General features: G+C 67.3%; 13 protein-coding genes. 2 read left to right on the top strand and 11 right to left on the bottom strand.

Annotated features, from left to right (window positions below; all coding sequences use genetic code 11):
• Positions 1-263 precede the first annotated feature (263 nt).
• From AC3A4T_RS23900 to AC3A4T_RS23865, 8 genes are all read right to left on the bottom strand, one after another.
• Complete coding sequence (locus AC3A4T_RS23900) at positions 264-2123, bottom strand: DUF885 domain-containing protein (RefSeq protein WP_487677661.1); 1860 nt, start codon at positions 2121-2123, stop codon at positions 264-266.
• Positions 2124-2309: 186 nt separating this feature from the next.
• The gene (locus AC3A4T_RS23895; RefSeq protein WP_487677660.1) at positions 2310-5324 is read right to left on the bottom strand and encodes a protein kinase domain-containing protein; all 3015 of its coding nucleotides are present in this window, start codon (positions 5322-5324) and stop codon (positions 2310-2312) included.
• Positions 5325-5499: 175 nt separating this feature from the next.
• On the bottom strand, positions 5500-8508 hold the full coding sequence (locus AC3A4T_RS23890) for a serine/threonine protein kinase (protein ID WP_487677659.1): 3009 nt from the start codon (positions 8506-8508) through the stop codon (positions 5500-5502).
• A 28-nt stretch (positions 8509-8536) separates the two neighbouring features.
• Entirely contained in the window at positions 8537-9202 is a 666-nt protein-coding gene (locus tag AC3A4T_RS23885) for an ECF-type sigma factor (protein WP_487677658.1), read from the bottom strand.
• Positions 9203-9468: 266 nt separating this feature from the next.
• The gene (locus AC3A4T_RS23880) at positions 9469-10431 is read right to left on the bottom strand and encodes a 5-oxoprolinase subunit C family protein (RefSeq protein ID WP_487677657.1); all 963 of its coding nucleotides are present in this window, start codon (positions 10429-10431) and stop codon (positions 9469-9471) included.
• On the bottom strand, positions 10428-11156 hold the full coding sequence (pxpB, locus tag AC3A4T_RS23875) for a 5-oxoprolinase subunit PxpB (RefSeq protein WP_487677656.1): 729 nt from the start codon (positions 11154-11156) through the stop codon (positions 10428-10430). The genes AC3A4T_RS23880 and pxpB overlap by 4 nt, the downstream gene beginning before the upstream one ends.
• Complete coding sequence (locus AC3A4T_RS23870; RefSeq protein WP_487677655.1) at positions 11153-11563, bottom strand: HIT family protein; 411 nt, start codon at positions 11561-11563, stop codon at positions 11153-11155. Before AC3A4T_RS23870 ends, pxpB begins: the two co-directional genes overlap by 4 nt.
• Positions 11560-12234 carry a dienelactone hydrolase family protein gene (locus AC3A4T_RS23865; RefSeq protein WP_487677654.1) on the bottom strand — a complete coding sequence of 225 codons (675 nt, stop codon included), beginning with the start codon at positions 12232-12234 and terminating at the stop codon, positions 11560-11562. The genes AC3A4T_RS23870 and AC3A4T_RS23865 overlap by 4 nt, the downstream gene beginning before the upstream one ends.
• Before the next feature lie 151 nt (positions 12235-12385).
• Between AC3A4T_RS23865 and rimO the strand changes: the two genes are divergently transcribed.
• Positions 12386-13753: a 30S ribosomal protein S12 methylthiotransferase RimO gene (gene rimO / locus AC3A4T_RS23860; RefSeq protein ID WP_487677653.1), complete on the top strand. Its 1368-nt coding sequence runs from the start codon at positions 12386-12388 to the stop codon at positions 13751-13753.
• Positions 13754-14220: 467 nt separating this feature from the next.
• Here the strand turns inward: rimO and AC3A4T_RS23855 are convergent, their stop codons facing one another.
• Both AC3A4T_RS23855 and AC3A4T_RS23850 read right to left on the bottom strand, forming a co-directional pair.
• On the bottom strand, positions 14221-15408 hold the full coding sequence (locus tag AC3A4T_RS23855) for a BaiN/RdsA family NAD(P)/FAD-dependent oxidoreductase (protein ID WP_487677652.1): 1188 nt from the start codon (positions 15406-15408) through the stop codon (positions 14221-14223).
• A gap of 1 nt (position 15409) precedes the next feature.
• Entirely contained in the window at positions 15410-15967 is a 558-nt protein-coding gene (locus AC3A4T_RS23850; protein WP_056108405.1) for a YaeQ family protein, read from the bottom strand.
• Positions 15968-16231: 264 nt separating this feature from the next.
• Here AC3A4T_RS23850 and AC3A4T_RS23845 point away from each other — a divergent pair, with 264 nt between their 5' ends.
• Positions 16232-17119 carry a pseudouridine synthase gene (locus AC3A4T_RS23845; RefSeq protein WP_487677651.1) on the top strand — a complete coding sequence of 296 codons (888 nt, stop codon included), beginning with the start codon at positions 16232-16234 and terminating at the stop codon, positions 17117-17119.
• A 34-nt stretch (positions 17120-17153) separates the two neighbouring features.
• On the opposite strand, the gene AC3A4T_RS23840 is transcribed toward AC3A4T_RS23845, so the two are convergent.
• Entirely contained in the window at positions 17154-17909 is a 756-nt protein-coding gene (locus tag AC3A4T_RS23840) for a glutamine amidotransferase-related protein (protein ID WP_487677650.1), read from the bottom strand.
• Positions 17910-18185: the final 276 nt, after the last annotated feature.

The raw sequence follows: 18185 nt of genomic DNA, 5'->3' as shown, positions 1-18185 counted from the left end.
GGGACATCCATGTCCCGGTGGCGCACGGCGTGCATCCTGCACGCCGCCCTTCGGGTGTGCTGGTGCTAACGCGAGTTACAAGCCTCGCAGCGCTGGATGAACTGCGCGGCTTCAAGCTCGGGCCAAAGCCAAAGCCAAAGCCAAAGTCAAAGTCAAAGTCAGGTTCGAACGGCAAACGCCGCCGCTCGCAAAAAAACGGAGCCGCGAACGGCTCCGTTTCTTCGGCGAATCTCCGCCAGCGAATCAATGAGCAATCGTACGAATCACATCGCGCTCTTAGGCGCCGCCTTATCCGGCGAACCCGTCGCCGGCGGCAAGGCGGTGTTCGGCGCCGCCGGCGCGGTCGCCGCTGCCGGCTTGGGCGCCGTCCACAGCTTGGCCTGCGCCGGAACGTTCATCATCTGCCCGTACACCAGCGGAATGGGCGGGCCGCCGTAGCTCAGGAACTGATCGTGGAACGCCTTCCAGCCGGCGCGGCCGCCATGGCCCGCGGTCCAATCCTCGCGCAACTGCATGATCATCAGCTTGCCCAGGGTGTAGTTCAGATACGCAGGATCGTAAGTGCCGCGCGCGGCCTGCTGGCGCGCGTTGCCCGGGTCCTGGAACGCCTTGTCCTTGAACATCTGCTCGGACTGCGCGACGGTCATGCCGCCGGTGTGCAGGCCGATCGCTGACAGATAACGCACGTTGCGCAGCAGCGCATTGGTCAGCTGGCCGATGTGGATTTCCGGACCGGCGCCGTCGAGACCGGCGTCGAACATCATCTCCTCGGTGTAATGCGCCCAACCCTCGGCATAGGCATAGCCGACGAACAACTGGGCGAACTTCCACTGCGAACGGTTGGCGTGCAGGAACTGCAGGAAATGCCCCGGCCAGACTTCATGCGCCGAGGTGAACAACAGGTCGGCCTTGCCCGGCACGTAGGCATCCTGTTCGGCCTTGGGCCACTTCGGATCGGGCGGGGCGATGTAGTAGACCGACGGCAGGTTCTTCTCGTACGGGCCAGGAATTTCGATGTAGGCGAAGTTGTTGCGGTTGAACGGCGGCGCTTCCTCGACCAGCGCCTGCTCGGTGCCGGGGATCGACACCAGGTCCTTGTCGACGATGAACTGACGCAGCCCGGCCAGTTGCTGGCGCGCGCCTTCGACCGCGCCGCCCTTGGGCTTGTCGGCGTTGGCCTTTTCAATGCATTCGACGATCGGCCGGCCCTTGGCGTATTGATCGCAGGCGGATTTCAACGCGGCCAGATTGCGTTCCAGGTCGGCTTCGCCGGCGGCCTTGAGCTGATCCAGCGGCAGGTCCACGCCTTCGGTGGCCTTGAGCATCTTCGAGAATTTTTCCGCGCCCAGGGCGAAGTCCTGGGTCGCCTGCGGTTTCTGCGCGGCCAGGTAGTCGGCCAAGCCCTGCATGGCTTCGATCGCCTTGGCGTTGGAGGCCTTGAAGCGCGCCTGCAGCGCGTCGTCCTTGACCTCGGCGAAGGCCTTGGGCACGTCGTTCTTGAAGAATTCGGCGAAACCGCCGAACACCATCGTGCCCAGGTCGATATAGCTCGCCGGCAGCGGGCCCTTGAGGTTGGCGCGGATCTGCTCGGCGGCCTTGGGCAGGTTGTCCTGATAGCTCACGAACGCGGCCATGCGCTGCGGCAGCGGCGCGTACGGGCGGGTCAGGTACATGCTCGGCGACAGGTCGCCGGCGTAGAAACCGGGGTTTTTGGTGGCGAAACCGGAGTCTTCGAGCCAGAACAGCTGGCCGTTGATCACCGCGCGCACGTAGTCGCGCTGATAGCGCTGCGGCGCCTGCAGGCGATCGTCGCCGAAGGCGTTGATCGCATCGCGCTGCTGGTGCAGCCACTGGATGTTGCGCTGCAGTCCTTCGGGCGAGTAATCGGGCAGGCGGCCGTCGAATTCGTGCTTGCCGGCGTTGGCGCCGGCGACCGGGAAGTGTTCGAAGAAGCCTTGCAGGAAGCCGTCGACGGCGGCGTCCCATTCGGCCCCGGCCGGTTGCGCGGCGGCGGCCGGCGCGGGATCGGCGGACGCGGCGGGCGGCGCGGTTTCGGACTTGCAGCCGGCGGCGAGCGCGGCGACGACACAGGCGGACAACGACAGCAGACGCAGGCTACGCATTGCGTTTCTCCGGGAAGCGGCGAGGGCATGCATGGCCGCGACGACGAGACTTGGCGGCCCGACCGACGATCCTGAGTCGGCCCGGGGCGGCTGACCAGTGCCTTTTGCCCTATGGCTCGCGGGCGCTTCGTCGCGCGCGGCCGGACCGGGCGCGGCTCGGTCGCGAGCCGTCGCACGTCGGGGCCCTCAGCGCGACGCGGGCCGACACGAACGCGCGCGCCGGTTGGTTGCTTCGATCGACACGGGATCCACGAACGAGTCCGCTACCGAGGCGTCGATCAGCACGCCGTGACGCGTCCCGTCGCGATAACGGGCCAGCACGCGGACCATGGGATCGTCCGCGGCCGAGGCGGCTTCGGCGATCCGGTGCGCCTGTTCCAGCAGCGATTGCGCCTGGTTGCGATCGCAGGTCTGCAACGCATGCAGGGCCCGGTAGGTCAGGGCCTGGGCGGCCACGGTCGCATGCGAGCGGCGATTGCGTTGCCCAGTCTGCGGCCCGGGCGTTTCGCCGCCGAGGTAGCCCAGCTCGGTCTGCACCAGTTGCGCGAACCCGCGGTCGGCGCGCGAATAATCGCCGCGCCGGAACAGCAGCACGTTGCGGAACAGATCCCATTGCGCGGGCTGGGTGTCGCCCTGGGTGAAGTACTGGCGGGCATCCTCTCCGCTTTCCTCGATCAGGCGCGCCGCATTGTCCAGTTGCGTCTCGCCGCCGTAGCGCAGCAAGGCGCGGATCAGATTGATCCGGTCGACCGGCGCGGGCAAACCGATCTTGCGTTTGTCGGCGATGGTCCTTTCCAGGATCGCGATCCCTTCGGCGACATCGCCCGCGCCGCGATACGCGTCGGGCTGTTGAAACAGGTCCTTGCCCAGATTGCCCTTGGCGTTGAGCGCGAGCGGCCCGAGCGGGCCCTGACTGCGTTCGAGAATGGCCACGCTATCGCGAAGCAGGCGCACGTTGTCGCGCGGATCGCGCGCGATCGCCCAGGACGAGGCCGACAGCGCCCAGCCGTAATCGAGGTGTTCACGGCCGTACGCCGTCTCGATCGTGTCCAGTGCCTGCCTGACTTTCTGCGGCGAATCGGTGAGCGGGTACTCGCTCAGCGCCAGCAGCAATCGCGCGCGCGCGGTGACCGGATGGGTGGCGCCCAGGCTGGCTTCGCGGCCGCGCACGAGTTCCTGCGCGAGTGCGTGTTCGCCCGGACTGCGGCGCACGCTATGAATCCACACCAGCAACTCCAACGCATCGTCGGCGATGACCGTATTGATCGGGCGCGCCAGCGCGATCGCTTCGCGCGCATCGGCCTCGGCCGGCTTGACCCGGTACAGGCGGGTCAGGAAGCCCGAACGCAGGATCAGCACCTGGGCCAGCAACTCGGGCTCCGCCGGGCGCAGATCGCGCGCGCGGCGCAACAATTGGTCCGCGCTGTCCAACGCGACCAGCGTATCGCCTAGATTCCATTGCGCCTTGGCGAGTTCGGCGCCGAACGTCACCCGCGCCAATTGCGCGGGTCGGTCCTCGCGCTTGCCCAGGCGTTCGATCTGTTCGCGCGCGCGTTGGTCGGCCTGCGCGTAGTGGTTCTGGGTGTTGAGCATCGCCACCCAGGTGGCGGCCACGAAACTGTATTCGTCCTCGGCCGAGCCCAGCACTCGCTGCGCCTGCGCGGCCAGGCGCTCGGCGTTGCGGTAATCGCCGATCATCGCGTAGCCGCGCGCCAGGGTCGCCAGACTGCGCGCGTGCAGGCCGGGTTGATCGTCCAGCGGCAGGCGTTGCAATTCGTGTTCGGTCTTTTCCAGCAGCGTGCGCGAGGAAAACCGCGAACTGCCCAGTCCGGACAGGGTCGCGGTGCCGAGCGTGGTGGCGAACAGGTTGCCGACGGTATGGGTCGCCTGAGCTTCGCGCGTCGCGCGACGTTGCTGCCATACAGACACGCCGATCGTCGCGCACAGGGCCAGCACCAACGCGGCGGCGAGCAGCGCCGCGGCCGGGCTGCGCCGATACCATTTGCGCGCGCGCGACAGCCAATTGCCGGGGTTGACCCCGGTCGGGCGGTGCTCGCACCAGCGGCGCAGGTCGTTGGCGAATTCGTTGACGCTGGGATAGCGATCCTGCGGCCGCGTCGCCACCGCCTTGAGCGCGATCGCCGACAGGTCGCCGCTGAGTTGCTTGCGCAGCGCGGCCGCGTCGACGGCGCCGCGCTGGCGGGCGATGAAGTCGGCGCTGTCGCCGCCCGCATCGTCGCCGCGCTCGTCCAGCAATCGGTCCATCGGCACCGGTTCGCCCGAGGCGGCGATCGGAATCAGATTGCGCAGGCTGTGCAGCGGCGCCGGCCATTGCGCGCACAACAGGCGATAGGTCAGCACGCCCAGCGCGTACAGGTCGGTGGCCGGGCCGTGCGCACCGTATTCGCGCGCTTCCGGCGCGGCGTAGTCGGGGGTGATCGCGATCTGTTCGCGCGGGGTGACGCCCTGCGCGGCGAAATGCGAGGAGATGCCGAAATCGACCAGGTGTACGCGGCCGTCGTCGCTCACCAGCAGATTAGACGGCTTGATGTCGCGATGCACGATGCCTTGCGCATGCGCATAAGCCAGCGCTTCGCAGACCTGGATCAGCAGGCCGACACGCTCGCGCACGCTGGCGCGGCGATGGTCGCACCATGCGTCCAATGCGATGCCGTCGACGAAGCGCATCGCGAACCAGGGCTGTCCGTCCTCGCCGACGCCGCCGTCGACCAAAGCGGCGATGCCGGCGTGATCCAGGCGTGCGAGCAGATTGCGTTCGTCGCGGAACGCGGCCTGCAGCTGCGGTGTGGCCAGCTCGGTGCGGATGCATTTGAGCGCGACGCGTTGCTGGTACTCGCCGTCGTCGCGATGGGCTTCGTAGACCGTGCCCATGCCGCCATGGCCGATAACCCGGTCGATCCGCCACGGACCCAGGCGGGTGCCGAGGCGGACATCGGCGCGTTCGTCCTGCTCGGCCTCGGCGTCTTCGTCATCGCCGCGCTTGTCGGCCAGGACCTGCGCCGGAGAACGGTCGAGCAGATGGTCGTCGTCGCCTGCGTCGGCATCGAGCAAGGCGCTCAGCGCGGCGTGCAGGTCCGGTTCGCGCGCGGCCAGCGCGGCCAGGGCGCGGACGCGCTCGGCCGCGGGCAGGTCGACGTAATCGTCGAACAGCGCCAGCGCGCGTGCGACCGGATCGTTCATGTGCGCTCCCGCCGTCGCGGCCGACGGCGGCGTGCATGGCCTAGGCTTCGGCGATCCGGGCCGGACGCGATCGTTCCGCTCGACACTCGGTTGATCGAAACTTCGCTGATCGAAGCCGGGCTGATCGAAGCCGGGCCGATCGAAACCGAGCTATTCGAAACCAAGCCACTCGAAGCTAGCGCGAACGATGCGATCGGCATGCCTGCTGTACCTGTCGGTTGAATCGTTCGAGTTCCTCGGGCGGTAATCGGCTCGAGGTGGAGGTATCGACGATCCGGCCGTGCTTGCGCAGCCCCTCCAGATTGGCGCTCGCGCTTTGCGCCGCCGGGCTGTCGGCGCCTAAGGCGCGTCGGCTGAAGTCGATGGCTTGTTGCAGCAGGATCTGCGCCCGTGGGTTGTCGCACTGCTGATAAGCGTAGAGCGCGCGAAACGCCATCGATTGGCTTAAGGAGTAGCTGCGCAGCCGCTCGGCGTTGGGTTGGCCCGCATGCGCCGTGCGCATGAATTCGCCGCTGGCTTCGATGCGCCGGGCGAAATTGCGATCGGCCTGGGCGTAATGGCCTTGACGATAGAGCAGCCAGTCGGCGGCGTTTTCCAGATACTTCACCTGCAAGTCGTCGGGGCTGTAATAACGCAGCGCTTCGCTGCGATTGTTCTCCACCAGCGATTGCGCCAGCGCCAAATGCCGAGCATCGCCAAAGGCCAGCAGGCCAACGATCAGGTCGTTTCGCTCGAGCACCGACGGAATCCCGCTTCTGCTTCGTTCGTCCACCGCCTGCCGCATCAGCGTGACGCCTTCGGCGAAGCCCGCCGCAGTGCGCGCGTCATCGCGCATGTAAACCAGTTCCTTTCCCAGGATGAATCGGGACGTCATGGTCGATTCGGCATGCGGTCCCATCGTGCGTTGCAGGATCGCCAGGGCTTGGCGCTGCAGGACGATCCTTTTGACCGGATCGGGCTCGGCCGCCCAGGCGCCGGAGCTCAGGGCCGCGGCGTAGCCCGGACTTTCGCTGCCGTAACTGGCCTTGAGCACGGCCAGCGCCTTGGACACGTCGTCGTTGGAAATTTTCGGATAATAGGCCAGCGCCAGCCGCAGTTTCGCCTGCGCGGTTTTCGGATGCGATTCGCCAAGGGTATTGCGGCGATTGCGCAGCAGTTCGCGCGCGAGCGGCAACAGTTCGGACGAACCACGCCGCGACATCAGGTTGATCAGAGTGGTCAGTCCGTCGTCGGCCAATATCGGATTGGACCGCCGCACCAGCGCGATCGCGCGCCGGGTGTCGGCTTCGGCCTGCTCGGAGCGCAGCAATCGGTTGAAGAAACCGGCGCGCAGCATCAGCGCCTGGGCGACGATTTCCTGGTGTTCGGGCCCTAGCGCGCTGGTTTGTTCGACCAGCACGTTCGCCGTGCGCGTGGCTTCCTGGGTCTGGCCCATGCCCCATTGGGCCCTGGCCAGTTCGGTGGTGTAGGCGATGCGGGTCAGTCGGGTCTGTTCGTCGTCGCGGTCGCCGAGCGCTTCGAGCTGTTTCGCGGTCAGTGCGCCGGCTTCGCGGTAGCGATTGCTCAGATTGAGGATCGAGACCCGCGCGCTGGTCACGGAGGGATCGCTTTCGCCGGCGCGGTCGAGCACGCGCTGGGCCTCGTCGATCAGGCGATTGGCATGCATGTAGTCGCCGGTGAGGGCATAGCTGCGCGCCAGCGTCGCCAGGCCGCGCGCCAGCAATCGGGGTTGATCGCGCAGCGGCAGTCTGCGCAGTTCGCGCTCGGTCTTTTCCAGCAGCGCTTTCGAGGAAAACGTGGTGGTGCCCAGTCCGGACAGGGTGGCGGTGCCCAAGGTCGATGCGAACAACTGGCTGACCGCGGCGGTGGCCGCCGCTTCGCGCTGGGCGCGCCGTTGCTGCCACAGCGTCACGCTCAGGCCGAGGATCACCACCAGCAACAGGCCCGCGCCGATCGCCACCGCGCCGGGGTTGCGACGCTGCCATTTGCGCGCGCGCGACCAGCGGCTGCCGGGGTTGGCGCTGACCGATCGGTGTTCGCGCCAGCGCCGCAGATCGTCGGCGAATTCGCTGACGCTGGCGTAGCGGTCCTGCGGCCGTGTCGCCACCGCCTTGAGCGCGATCGCCGACAGGTCGCCGCTGAGTTGCTTGCGCAGCGCGGCCGCGTCGGCGGCGCCGCGCTGGCGGGCGATGAAGTCGGCGTTGTCGGTGGCCGCATCGCCGCCGCGGTCGTCGAGCAGCCGGTCCATCGGCACCGGTTCGCCCGAGGCGGCGATCGGAATCAGATTGCGCAGGCTGTGCAGCGGCGCCGGCCATTGCGCGCACAACAAGCGGTAGGTGAGTACGCCCACTGCATACAAATCGGTGGCCGGGCCGTGCGCGCCGTATTCGCGCGCTTCCGGCGCGGCGTAGTCGGGGGTGATCGCGATCTGTTCGCGAGGAGTGACGCCCTGCGCGGCGAAATGCGAGGAGATGCCGAAATCGACCAAGTGCACGCGGCCGTCGTCGCTCACCAGCAGATTGGACGGCTTGATGTCGCGATGCACGATGCCTTGCGCATGCGCATAAGCCAACGCTTCGCAGACCTGGATCAGCAGGCCGACGCGTTCGCGCACGCTGGCGCGGCGATGGTCGCACCACGCGTCCAATGCGATGCCGTCGACAAAGCGCATCGCGAACCAGGGCTGTCCGTCCTCGCCGACGCCGCCGTCGACCAGCGCGGCGATGCCGGCGTGGTCCAGGCGCGCGAGCAGATTGCGTTCGTCGCGGAACGCGGCCTGCAACTGCGGCGTGGCCAGTTCGGTGCGGATGCATTTGAGCGCGACGCGTTGCTGGTACTCGCCGTCGTCGCGATGCGCTTCGTAGACCGTGCCCATGCCGCCGTGGCCGATCACCCGGTCGATCCGCCATGGGCCCAGGCGGCTGCCGATGCGGGCGTCGGCGCGTTCGTCCTGCTCGGCCGCGCGGTGCGCGGTGTCGCGGTGCTTGTCGGCCAACAGGTCGGCCGGCGATCGATCGAGCAGATGATCGTCGTCGTGCGCATCGGCGTCGAGCAAGGCGCGCAAGGCCTCGTGCAGCGCCGGCTCGCGCGCGGCGAGTTCGTCCAGTTTGCGTTCGCGTTCGCTCGCCGGCAGTTCGACGTAATCGTCGAACAAGGCCATTGCACGCGCAGCCAGATCGTTCATGAGGCGCCGCGATGGCTGGGCCGAGGGATCAGGGCGAGGTCGGACCCGGCTCAGGCCCGGCGATGCCCGGCGCGTGGCGCAGGTGCGCGGCCAGGAAAGCGCGCGCCTTGCGCCAGTCGCGGCGGATGGTGCGGTCGGTCAGGCCGAGCACTTCGCCGATCTCGATGTCGCTCATGCCGGCGAAATAGCGCATTTCGACCAACTGGATCAGTCGCGGTTCGACCGCGCCGAGCGCATTGAGCGCGTGGTCGATCGAGATCAGCTGTTCCAGGTCCGGGTCGTAGCTCGGTTCGGCGTGCTCGGCGCCGTAGCTTTCCTCGAGCTTGAGCTGGTTGAGCCGGCGCGCTTCGTCGATCAGCGCGTAACGCATCGCCCGCGACAACACCGCGAGCAGATGCTGGCGGTTGTTCAAGCTGAGCTTGTCCTGATTCAGACGCAGCCAGGTGCGATTGATCAGCGACGTCGGCGAGCGCTTGCCGCGGCCCCAGCGGCGGCGGATCTGCAGGGACGCGGCGTCGTGGAGTTCCTTGTAGAGCAGCGCGTAGACTTTGTCCCAGGCGCCGGCCTGTCCGCCTTGCGCGGCCACGATCAATTCCGTGACCGAGTCCAGGGTGTACTGGCCGAATTCAAACTCCGCCGGACCGATGGCGGGACCGGGGGTAGGAGACTCGAGGCGGGAACTGTCGTGAGTCATGTCCGGGAGGCAGCGGTCTCTACGATATAAACAGATTAAGCCTTTGATACGTTAAACGGTACAGCTTGTCGAATGCTGTGAGTGCCTTGGACGGTGGTGCTATTCACGTTGCGCAGAGTATTTGCGTACGGATGGCGGGTTTTTCGCGCATTCGTTCCCTCACCTTGTCTCACTTGGCACACTTTATGCGCCGCGATACCGGCTCGGCATCGGACGCCGCGGGGACGGTGGTTCACGCATTCGGCGCCGACGATCCGACGAATGCGTCAACGGCGCAGGCGCGCTTCGATCGCCAGCCGCAGGCGCGCGATCTCGGCCCGCGCGCTGCGCGCCGCGACCGCCGCCTCGGCCGCGTCGCAGGCGCGAAAGCGCAGGCCGGCGTTCGGTCCGGCCTGGGCCAGCCGCGGCAGGTCCGCCGCGATCACATGGCCCAGCCGCGGATAGCCGCCGACGGTCTGCGCGTCGGCCAGCAGCACGATCGGTTGGCCGTCGGGCGGCAGTTGGACGGTGCCGGGCGCGACCGGTTCGGACAGGCCGCTGCCGGCCGCATCGGCCAGCGCCGCGCCGGACAGGCGCAGGCCCTGGCGATTGCTCGCCGCATGCACGCGCCAGACCTGTTCGCCGAACTGGCGTGCGGCTTCGCGCACCGCCGGGGCCTGGCTGGCGCAGTAGCGGATCGGCGCCCGCGGGTCGCGTTCGCAGTATGGATCGATCCACCAACGCGGCACCCGCAGCGTCGTCGCGTCGATGCGCGTGTGCGAACCGAGCGGCAATCGATCGCCGGCGCGCAGGGCACGGCCGTCGAGTCCGCCGAAGCCGCCGCGCAGATCGGTGGCGCGGCTGCCGAGCACGCGCGGCAGATCGAAGCCGCCTTGCACCGCGAGCCAGGCGTACACGCCGTCGCGCATGCCGCCCAGGCGCAAAATGCCGGCAGGCAGATCGATCGGCCGCGCCTGCGGCAGGGCGTCGCCTTCGAAGCGCACATCGCAGGCCGCGCCCATCACCGCGATGCGCAGCGGCCGCGGCAGGCGCAGGCTCGGGCCTTGCAGGGTGAATTCCAGCACCGCGGCATCGGGGTCGTTACCGACCAGGGCATTGGCGAGCGCGGCGCAGCCCGGGTCGAGCGCGCCGCCACGGGCGATGCCGAGGTGTCGCCAACCGTCGCGGCCCAGATCCTGCACGTGGCTCAGCGGGCCGGGCGCGATCACTTCGATGTAACTGGCGCTCATGCGTGCGCCTGCAAACGCGCGAACTGCGCCGCATCGATCGCGAGGAAGCGCACGCGGTCGCCGGGCAGCAACAGGCTCGGCTGCGCGCGCGACGGATCGAACAAGGTCAGCGGCGTGCGTCCGAGCAAACGCCAGCCGCCCGGGCCGGGGCGCGGATAAATGCCGGTCTGGGCGCCGCCGATGGCGACGCTGCCGGCCGCCACCTGGGTGCGCGGCGTGGCCAGGCGCGGCAACGCCAAGTCGGGATCCAGGCCGGACAAATACGGAAAGCCCGGCGCGAATCCGATCATCGCGACGGTGTAGACCGCGCCGCTGTGGCGCTGGATCAGCGCCGGTGGCGACAGGCCGAGTTCGGCCGCGCCGGTTTCCAGGTCGGGGCCGAATTCGCCGCCGTAGGCGACCGGAATTTCGACCGTGCGTGACTCGGGCGATTCGAGAGGATCGGCGACGTCAGTCGTCCGCGCGCAATGCGCCTGCAACCAATCGCGCACTGCATCGGCATCGATCGCGCGACTGTCGAAGAACACTGCCAGGCTCGCGTAAGCGGGCACCAGATCGCGCAGCCACGCCGGCGCCTGCGCGCGCAAATGCGCGGCCAGCGCATGGATGCGCGCGTTGAGCGCATCGTCGATGACCTCGCCCAGTCGCAGCAGCCAGGCATCGTCGGCCAGTGCTTCGAATTCGATCGTCGCGTCCGGCGCGGCGGATTGCGCGCTTAAGTTCACGCGTTGAGCGCGTCCTGCAGGCGGCGGATGCGTTGCACCAGCGCATCGGGCGAATACGGCTGCGCGCTCGCCATGCCCCAGACCGGGCGCGGCCAGGCGATGTCTTCGCGATAGCGCGCGATCACATGCACATGCAATTGCGGCACCAGATTGCCGAGCGCGGCGACATTGAGCTTGTGCGGCGCGAAGCCGGCCTGCAGCGCGCGGCTGACGCGCGCGATTTCGCGGGTCAGGACGAGTTGCTGGTCCTCGTCGAGATCGATCAGCTCGACCGCGCCGTCAACCCGCGGCACCAGAATCAGCCACGGATGGTTGGCGTCGTCCATCAACCGCAGTTCGCTGAGTTCGAATTGCGCCAGCGGATGGGTGTCGTCGGCGAGTTGCGGGTGCAGGTGCCAGGGGTTCATTTCAGCGCGTCCGCGAGAAAGGCGAGGGTGCGGGTCCAGGCCAGCGCGGCGCTGTCGGGCTCGTAGGCGCCGCCGACCTCGCGATTGAAGCCGTGGCTGGCTTCGTAGACGTGGATCGGCGCGAGCGGCAGCGCCTGGCGATGTTGTTCAATCGCTTCGGGCGGGATGCTGCCGTCGTGGCGGCCGAAGTGGAACAGGATCGGTGCGCGCACCGGCGCACGGAGGGGCTCGTCGAGAAACCGCAGCGTTTGCGCGCCGTAGTAGCTCACCGCCGGCAGATCGAGCCGGGTATTGGCCAGGAACGCCAGCGATCCGCCCCAACAGAAGCCGACCGCGGCGGTGCGCAATCCTTCGCTTTGCAGCCGGTGCGCGGCGGCGCCGACGATCTCGGTCGCGCGATCGAAACCGACCCGATCGCGCAATTCGCGCCCGCGCGCATAGGCCGATTGTTCGTAGTCCAACTCCACGCCGGTTTCGACCGGATCGAACAAGGCCGGCGCCAGCGCGACGTAACCGGCCTGGGCGAAACGTTCGGCGACCTCGCGGATATGCGCGTTGACGCCGAAGATCTCCTGAATGACCACCACGCCGCCCAGCGGCACGCCGGTCGGGTCGGCGCGCCAGGCCTGGACGGGGCCGGCGGGGGTATCGAGATCGATCCAGTGAGCCATCGGCTACTCCTCATGTGCGAAAAACCCGGGGCATTCACCCGCAAGGCAGGGTCAGTTTAGCCCCGGAGGCTATAATTCGCGCCCCCGGCCGCTTCGCCGGTCGCCGGCTCGCGTTTCGCGCCCGGATTCCCTTGTTCAGGTCTCTTCCCGCATGTCTTCCGCCAGCAGCGTCTCGCCAGCCAATCCCAAAGTCGGTTTCGTCAGCCTCGGTTGCCCGAAGGCCCTGGTCGATTCCGAGCGCATCCTCACCCAGTTGCGCGTGGAGGGCTACGACATCGTCCAGACCTACGACGATGCTGACGTGGTGGTGGTCAACACTTGCGGCTTCATCGATTCGGCGGTGACCGAATCGCTGGATGCGATCGGCGAGGCGATCGCCGAGAACGGCAAGGTCATCGTCACCGGTTGCCTGGGCAAGCGCTCGGAGTTGATCCGCGAAGCGCATCCGGGCGTGCTGTCGATCAGCGGCCCGCAGGACTACGGCAGCGTGATGAGCGCGGTGCATGCGGTGTTGCCGCCCAAGCACGACCCGTTTATCGACCTGGTGCCGCGGCGTCTGGCCGATAACGATATCGGGATCAAGCTGACCCCGAAGCATTATGCGTATCTGAAGATTTCCGAAGGCTGCAATCACCGTTGCAGCTTCTGCATCATTCCGTCGATGCGCGGCGATCTGGTGTCGCGCCCGGTCGATCAGGTGTTGCGCGAAGCCGAGAAGCTCGCGATGGGCGGGGTCAAGGAACTGCTGGTGATCTCGCAGGACACTTCGGCCTATGGCGTCGACGTGAAGTACGCGCAGCACGAATGGCGCGGCAAGCCGTACCAGACCCGGATGAAGGCGTTGTGCGAAGGCCTGAGCGAACTGGGCATCTGGACGCGTCTGCATTACGTGTATCCGTATCCGCATGTCGACGAGATCATTCCGCTGATGGCGCAGGGCAAGCTGCTGCCGTACCTGGACATTCCGTTCCAGCACGCCAGCCCGCGCGTGCTCAAGCTGATGAAGCGTCCCGGCGCGGTCGACAAGACCCTGGAGCGCATTCAGCGCTGGCGCTCGATCGCCCCGGACATCGCGATCCGCAGCACCTTCATCGTCGGTTTTCCGGGCGAGACCGAGGACGAGTTCGAAGAGCTGCTGGACTTCCTCGATGAAGCCCAGCTCGACCGAGTCGGCGCGTTCGCCTATTCGCCGGTCGACGGCGCCAAGGCCAACGATCTGCCCGATCCGATCGACGAGGAGGTCAAGCAGGAGCGTCTGGCGCGTTTCATGGAGCGTCAGGCCGAGATCTCGGCGAACAAGCTCGAAGCCAAGATCGGCAGCGTGCAGCGTTGCATCGTCGACGCGCTCGACGGCGACCTGGCGATCGCGCGTTCGATGGCCGACGCGCCGGAGATCGACGGCTTGGTGCAGATCCAGAACGGCCTGGAAGCGCAGTTGCGGGTGGGGCAGTTCGTCGATGTCGAGATCATGGGCAGCGATGAGCATGATCTGTTTGGTGAGGCGGTGTTGGAGGATTGAGCCGAGGCTGTCGCCGGGCGCGGTGTCGATATGAATGTCGGTATCGATATTGGCGTCGCGAAGCGTGATGGCATCGACCCGATCGCATCGCAAGCGCGTGTGCCGACTGTAGGAGCGCCGTAAGTCGCGACCGCGCCATTTCGGCTATGTCGAGACTTTCGCAATCGTTGCGAATTCGCGGTCGCAGCTCACGCAGCTCCTACGGGGAGCTTACGGATGTCGCGTCGATGGGGGTGGGAATCGGCCTAGTCGCAGGGTGGCTGCGGGTGCCGACTGTAGGAGCGCCGCAAGTCGCGACCGCGTCATCTCAGCTGCGTCGAAAGGTTTGCATGCCCGCGTTCTTTCAAGCCGTCATTCCCGCGAACGCGGGAATCCAGCGACTTTCGTGCCAGTTCGTCAAAGTCACTGGATTCCCGCCTTCGCGGGAATGACGAGCACAAAAGCACCAGAACTGTTGCGTTCGAGCGTTAAACCGCCACCCCAGCCGCATGCCCCGACGCCCAGGCCCACTGGAAGTTGTACCCACCCAGCCAGCCGGTCACGTCGATCACCTCGCCGATGAAATACAGCCCCGGCACGCGCTTGGACATCATCGTGCTCGACGATACTTCGTCGGTGTCGACTCCGCCCAGGGTGACCTCGGCGGTGCGATAGCCTTCGGTGCCGCTGGCGACCAGCGGCCACGCGCTCAAGGTCGCCGCGAGCTGCTTGAGCTCCGGCGCGTTGTACTGCTTCATCGGCTTGTTGCTCAGCCACAGCTCGCACAGGCGCTGCGCGAAACGCTTCGGCATCGCGTCGCCGAGCACGGTCTTGAGCTCCGCCGCGGGCCGTTCGCGCTGCTGCGTCAGCAGCCAATCCATCGCATCGTGTCCAGGCAGCAGATCCAGGCGCAGATCGTCGCCGGGCTGCCAGTACGAGGAGATCTGCAGGATCGACGGGCCGCTCACGCCGCGATGGGTGATCAGCAGCTGATTACTGAAACTGCGCCCGTTGCAGCTCGCGGTGACCGGCAGCGCCACGCCGCTGAGGTCCTGCAAACGTTCTTGATGCTTGCCGCTGAGGGTCAACGGCACCAGCCCGGCGCGGGTCGGCAGCACGGTGTGGCCGTAACTGCGCGCGAGTTCGTAACCGAAGCCGCTCGCGCCCATGCTCGGAATCGACAGGCCGCCGCTGGCGACCACCAACGATGCGGTGGACACCGCGCCTTGCGTGGTATGCACGCGAAACCCGCTGTCGCCCTCGCCACGCACGATGCGCTCGATCGAACAGCCGGTGTTGATGCGCACGCCGGCCGCCATGCATTCGTCGACCAGCATCTTGACGATCAGCTTGGACGACTCGTCGCAGAACAACTGGCCGAGTTCTTTCTCGTGGTAGGCGATGCGATGGCGTTCGACCATCGCGATGAAATCCCACGGCGTGTAGCGCGCCAGCGCCGACTTGCAGAAATGCGGATTGGCCGAGAGATAGTTCGCCGGGGTGGTGCCGGTGTTGGTGAAATTGCAGCGCCCGCCGCCCGACATCAGAATTTTCTTGCCGACCTTGTTGGCGTGCTCGATCACCAGCACGCGCCGGCCGCGCTGGCCGGCGGTCAAGGCGCACATCAGGCCGGCGGCGCCGCCGCCGACGATCACCGCGTCGAACGTTTCGGCCATTTCAGGCGGCCCGCGCGTCCGCGCTCTGACGCACCGTCGGGGTGAAGGTCAGGGCGAATTTGTCGTTGCTGAGTGCGACTTCCTCGTCGGCGATCTGGCAGTCCAGGCGGAAACTGCGCTCGACCATCGCCGCCATCGCCTCGACCGAGGCCGGGTCGATATCGATCACGGTGAGGTTCTTGAGCCGGCGCAGGATCGCGACGTTCTTGTCCCACCAAATGTTCGCTGCGTTGCCGCCGTAATTCACCACCACGACTTGCCGCGCGCGCCCGCAGGCCTTGCGGATCCGCGACTCGTCCGGCTGACCGACGTCGATCCACAGCTCGATATCGCCGGTGTAATCGCGCAGGGCGATGTCCGGTTCGTCTTCGCTGCTCAGGCCGGGGCCGAATTCCAGGCGTTCGTGCGCGTTCAAGGCGAACGCGAGCATGCGCACCATCAGCCGCTGCGGGGTTTCCGACGGATGCTGGGCCAGGGTCAGCGGGTGCGCGGCGTAGTAATGCCGGTCCATGTCGCTGATTTGCAGTTCGATCTTGACGATGGTGGCATTGGGCGCCATGGGGATGCCTGCAGGAAAACAGCGCGCATTCTAGACTTTGCCGGCGCGCGCTGCCGGTTCGGGCCAGTTCGGGTCGATTTGCGGCGATTCGAGGCGAGCAGTCGCTAACTCGATCAGTCCCGCGATGCGGCCTGCGTTGCCGTTCGCAACGGCAACGACGAACCATCAGCGCCATCGCCGCTGCGGCAGCCGCATCCGCGCCGATCAGCCCTGGATTCACCGTGGCGGCGTTCGAGGCCGGCGCCGATCGGCGAAGATAGCCGCATGTCCGCCGCCGATCCCCAGCCCGCGTCGACCGCCGTGCCGCCGAGCCGCCTGCAATTGCCGCCCGGGCCCTGGACGAGCTTGCTCGACGGGCTGTGCGCGCGATTTCCGGCGATCGATCGCGCGACCTGGCTTGATCGCTTCGCGCGCGGACGCGTCCAAGACGCGCAGGGCCGGCCGTTGGCCGCGGATACGGCGTACCGCGCCGGCATGGAAATCCGGTATTTCCGCGAGGTCGCGCGCGAGCCGGCGATCCCGTTCGCCGAGCGCGTGCTGTACCGCGATGCGCGCTTGCTGGTGGTCGACAAGCCGCATTTCCTGCCGGTCGCGCCGGCCGGCGCGTTCGTCAACGAGACTCTGCTGGGGCGTTTGCAGCGGCAGTTCGGCGAACCCGGATTGGCGCCGCTGCACCGACTCGATCGCGGCACCGCCGGCGTGGTGATGTTTTCGCGCGAGCCGGCCACGCGCGACGCTTATCAGTCGCTATTTCGCGAACGCCGCATTTTCAAGCGCTACGAAGCGCTCGCCGCGCCGTTGCCGCGGTTGCGGTTTCCGCTGCTGCATCGCTCGCGAATCGTGCCGGGCGAGCCGTTCTTCCTGATGCGCGAGGTCGAGGGCGAGGCCAACAGCGAGACCCGGATCGAGGTGATCGCGCGCGACGGGCCGTTGTGGCGGTATGGGCTGGAACCGGTGAGCGGGCGCAAGCACCAGTTGCGGGTGCATATGGCCTCGCTGGGCGCGGCGATCGCCAACGACGGGTTTTATCCGCTGGCGGCGCAGACGCAGGACGATTTCACCCGGCCGTTGAAGTTGCTGGCGCGGTCGTTGCGGTTCGTCGATCCGATCGATGGGATGGAACGCTGTTTCGTCAGCGGCTTCGAGCTTTGAGTTGCGGCCCGCGTCGCGCGTCCAGCTGGTCCGGTTACACCCATTCCCGCGAGGGCAGGGTGTAACGACGCTGCGGCCGCCCGATCAGGTCGAGGAAGTTGTTGAACACCGCATCGGCGCGGGTCTGCATGGCCTGGATATGCTCGGCCGTCTGCGCGCGGATCACCCTCTCGCTGGTGTCGTGGCCGAGTTCGGCCAGTTCTTCGCGGTAGACCGGGTTGGCCAACCAGCGTTCGATCAGCGGCACGTCCATTTCCAGGTGGAACTGGAAACCGTAGGCGTTGTCGCCCCAGCGGAAGGCCTGCTGTTCGCAACTGTCGGTGCAGGCCAGGTGCTGCGCGCCCTGCGGGATCTCGAAGCTGTAGCGATGCCACTGGAACACCGGCGCGGTTTGCGCGAGCGGCGCGAGCACCGGGTCGGCGCGGCCGGCCTCGGTGGACCGCAGCGGGTACCAGCCGATCTCGGGCCGATGGTGCTTGCGCACCGGCGCGCCGAGCACATGCGCGAGCAACTGCGCGCCCAGGCAGATGCCGAGCACCGGCTTGCCTTGCTGCAGCATGCGTTCGATCGCCAGCAGCTCGGTGCGCAGATGCGGGCGCGCGGCCTGATCCTCGACGTTCATCGGCCCGCCGAGCACGATCAGCCCGCGGTAACGGTCGACATTGGGTTGGGCGTCGGGGTCGCGGTCGAAATTGGTGAAGCGAATGCGATGGCCGCGCCGCCGGATCAACGGATCCAGCGTACCCAGCGGTTCGGCGGCGACGTGTTGGAAGACCAGGATGCGGGACATGAGAGGCGGCGTTGCGGCTTGCGCTCACGACTATGCCAAACCGCGGCCCGTGTGTGGGCGCCGGGGCTTATGAATTTCGGTGTGTGGGCGCCGGTGACGATATAACGCGGCGACCAAGCTCCCTCTCCCGCTTGCGGGGTGAGCGGATGCCGCTTGCGAGCCACTGGCTCGCGCATCCGCGAACGCCCAAGCGCTGGTCGCTTGGGCCGGGGCGGGCTGGGGTGAGGGTGTGCGTGGTGGCGACGTGGCCACGAGGTCGCGCGGCCCTCATCCGGT

This window comes from Lysobacter sp. Soil_N_51, from assembly GCF_057655755.1.
The sequence above is the reverse complement of the archived record's forward strand: the minus strand, read 5'-3'. Positions and strand labels throughout refer to the sequence as shown.